Source organism: Mycobacterium sp. E3298, assembly GCF_001666895.1.
GTDB lineage: Bacteria > Actinomycetota > Actinomycetes > Mycobacteriales > Mycobacteriaceae > Mycobacterium.
The window spans coordinates 1-3,726 of record NZ_LZJB01000397.1; the positions used below are offsets into that span (position 1 = coordinate 1).

The window sequence follows — 3,726 nt, forward strand, 5'->3', positions numbered from 1 at the left end:
AACGCCTCACACACCAGCGGGTGCAGCTGAATCGCCTTGCCCTCCACCAGCATCGGCTCGAAGGCCTGGATGCCCAGCCGGTGCAGCGTGGGTGCGCGGTTCAGCAGCACCGGGTGCTCGGCGATGACCTCTTCCAGGACGTCCCACACCTGGGGACGCTGCCGCTCCACCATCCGCTTGGCGCTCTTGATGTTCTGCGCGTGGTTGAGGTCGACGAGCCGCTTCATCACGAACGGCTTGAACAGCTCGAGCGCCATCAGCTTGGGCAGGCCGCACTGGTGCAGCTTGAGCTGCGGGCCGACCACGATGACGCTGCGGCCCGAGTAGTCGACACGCTTACCGAGCAGGTTCTGACGGAACCGGCCCTGCTTGCCCTTCAACAGATCCGACAGCGACTTCAGCGGACGGTTGCCCGGCCCGGTGACCGGGCGGCCGCGACGGCCGTTGTCGAACAGCGCGTCGACGGACTCCTGCAGCATCCGCTTCTCGTTGTTGACGATGATCTCGGGCGCGCCGAGGTCGATCAGCCTCTTGAGGCGGTTGTTGCGGTTGATGACCCGGCGGTACAGGTCGTTCAGGTCACTGGTCGCGAAGCGGCCACCGTCCAACTGCACCATCGGGCGCAGTTCCGGCGGGATCACCGGGACGGCGTCGAGCACCATGCCCATCGGCGAGTTGCCCGACTGCTGGAAGGCGGCGACCACCTTCAGGCGCTTGAGGGCGCGAAGCTTCTTCTGCCCCTTGCCGTTTCGGATGACGTCACGCAGCGAGTCGGCCTCGGCGTCGATGTCGAAGTTCTCGATGAGCTTCTGGATCGACTCCGCGCCCATGGCGCCGGTGAAGTACTCGCCGTAGCGGTCGACGAGCTCGCGGTAGAGGTTCTCGTCGACGATCAACTGCTTGGGGGCCAGCTTGGTGAAGGTGCTCCAAATGTCCTCCAGCCGGTCCAGCTCACGCTGGGCGCGGTCGCGGAGCTGACGCATCTCCCGCTCGCCGCCGTCGCGCACCTTGCGGCGGGCGTCGGCCTTGGCGCCCTCGGCCTCCAGCTCGGCCAGGTCGGCCTCCAGCTTCTGCGCGCGGGCCTCCAGGTCGGCGTCGCGCTGATCCTCAACGGCCTTGCGCTCCACCATCATTTCGGCCTCGAGCGTGGACAGCTCGTTGTGCCGCATCTCGTCGTCGACCGACGTGATCACGTACGCCGCGAAGTAGATGATCTTCTCGAGATCCTTCGGGGCGAGGTCGAGCAGGTAACCGAGGCGGCTCGGCACACCCTTGAAGTACCAGATGTGCGTGACCGGCGCGGCCAGCTCGATGTGACCCATCCGCTCGCGGCGCACCTTGGCGCGAGTCACCTCGACGCCGCAACGCTCACAGATGATGCCCTTGAAGCGGACGCGCTTGTACTTGCCGCAGTAGCACTCCCAGTCGCGAGTAGGTCCGAAGATCTTCTCGCAGAACAGGCCGTCCTTCTCCGGCTTCAGCGTGCGGTAGTTGATCGTCTCCGGCTTCTTGACCTCGCCGTAAGACCATTGCCTGATGTCCTCCGCGGTGGCCAGGCCGATACGGAGTTCATCGAAGAAGTTGACGTCGAGCACGTAACTCCCTTTCCCCTTGCGGGTTTAGTAACTAAAAGTGATTAAGCCAGGTCCTCAACGGAGGCGGATTCGTTGCGCGACAAGTTGATTCCCAGGTTGGCCGCAGCCCGCTCCAGGTCCTCGTCCTCGCCTTCGCGCAATTCGATCGCCGCGCCGTCCGACGAGAGCACCTCGACGTTCAGGCACAGCGACTGCAGCTCCTTGAGCAGCACCTTGAACGACTCGGGGATGCCCGGCTCGGGGATGTTCTCGCCCTTGACGATCGCCTCGTACACCTTGACCCGGCCGACCGTGTCGTCGGACTTGATGGTCAACAGCTCCTGCAGCGTGTACGCGGCGCCGTAGGCCTGCATGGCCCAGCACTCCATCTCACCGAACCGCTGGCCACCGAACTGCGCCTTACCGCCCAGCGGCTGCTGGGTGATCATCGAGTACGGGCCGGTGGAGCGGGCGTGGATCTTGTCGTCCACCAGGTGGTGCAGCTTCATGATGTACATGAAGCCAACCGTCACCGGGTACGGGAACGGCTCACCGCTGCGGCCGTCGAAGAGCACCGCCTTGCCGTCGCCGTCCACCATCACCTCGTTGTCCCGGTTGGGCAGCGTGCAGGACAGCAGCCCCTGCAGCTCCGCCTCCCGGGCGCCGTCGAACACCGGCGTCGACACGATGGCGTTCGGCTCCGCGCTCTGCAGCTCCTTGGGCAGGTTGGCCGCCCACTCGGGGGAACCCTCGATGTTCCAGCCGGACTTGGCCACCCACCCGAGGTGGGTCTCCAGGATCTGGCCGATGTTCATCCGTCGCGGCACACCGTGCGTGTTCAGGATGATGTCCACCGGGGTGCCGTCCGGCAGGAACGGCATGTCCTCGACGGGCAGGATCTTGCCGATCACGCCCTTGTTGCCGTGCCGGCCGGCGAGCTTGTCACCGTCGGAGATCTTGCGCTTCTGGGCCACGTAGACGCGGACCAGCTCGTTGACACCGGCCGGCAGCTCGTCGTCGTCCTCGCGGGAGAACACCCGGATGCCGATCACCTTGCCGGACTCGCCGTGCGGCACCTTCAGCGAGGTGTCGCGGACCTCGCGGGCCTTCTCACCGAAGATCGCCCGCAGCAGCCGCTCCTCCGGGGTCAGCTCGGTCTCCCCCTTCGGGGTGACCTTGCCGACCAGGATGTCGCCGTCGCGCACCTCGGCGCCGATGCGGACGATGCCGCGCTCGTCGAGGTCGGCCAGCACCTCGTCGGAGACGTTCGGGATGTCCCGGGTGATCTCCTCGGCGCCCAGCTTGGTGTCGCGGGCGTCGATCTCGTGCTCCTCGATGTGGATCGAGGTGAGCACGTCCTCCTCAACCAGGCGGTTGGACAGGATGATCGCGTCCTCGTAGTTGTGGCCCTCCCACGGCATGATCGCCACCAGCAGGTTCTTGCCCAACGCCATCTCACCGTTCTCGGTGCAGGGGCCGTCGGCGATGACCTGGCCGGCCTCGACCCGGTCCCCGGCGTCCACGATCGGCGACTGGTTGGCGCAGGTGCCGTGGTTGGACCGCTCGAACTTGCGCATCCGGTAGGTGTGCCGGGTGCCGTCGTCGGCCATCACCGTGATGTAGTCGGCGGAGACCTCCTCGATCACCCCGGCCTTGTCCGCGACGACGACGTCGCCGGCGTCGATCGCGGCGCGCAGCTCCATGCCGGTGCCCACCAGCGGCGCCTCGCTGCGCACCAGCGGAACCGCCTGACGCTGCATGTTGGCGCCCATCAGGGCACGGTTGGCGTCGTCGTGTTCGAGGAACGGGATCATGGCGGTGGCCACCGACACCATCTGGCGCGGCGACACGTCCATGTAGTCCACCTCGGACGACGGCACGTACTCGACCTCGCCCGCCTTGCGGCGGACCAGGACGCGCGACTCCTCAAACCGGCCCTTCGCGTCGATCGGCGAGTTGGCCTGCGCCACCACGTGGCGGTCCTCCTCGTCGGCGGTCAGGTAGTGGATCTCGTCGGTGACCACACCGTCGACCACCTTGCGGTACGGCGTCTCGATGAAGCCGAACGGGTTGACCCGCGCGTACACCGACAGCGAGCCGATCAGGCCGATGTTCGGACCCTCCGGGGTCTCGATCGGGCACATCCGGCCGT

1 protein-coding gene and 1 pseudogene are annotated in these 3,726 nt (G+C 66.5%); both read right to left on the reverse strand.

Going from position 1 to position 3,726, the window contains the following annotated elements; genetic code table 11:
* A pseudogene (locus A9X05_RS18685) lies at positions 1-1,595 on the reverse strand (DNA-directed RNA polymerase subunit beta'); the annotation flags it as partial.
* A 41-nt stretch (positions 1,596-1,636) separates the two neighbouring features.
* The coding region (locus A9X05_RS18690; protein ID WP_082971008.1) for a DNA-directed RNA polymerase subunit beta at positions 1,637-3,726 on the reverse strand (2,090 nt) is incomplete at its 5' end.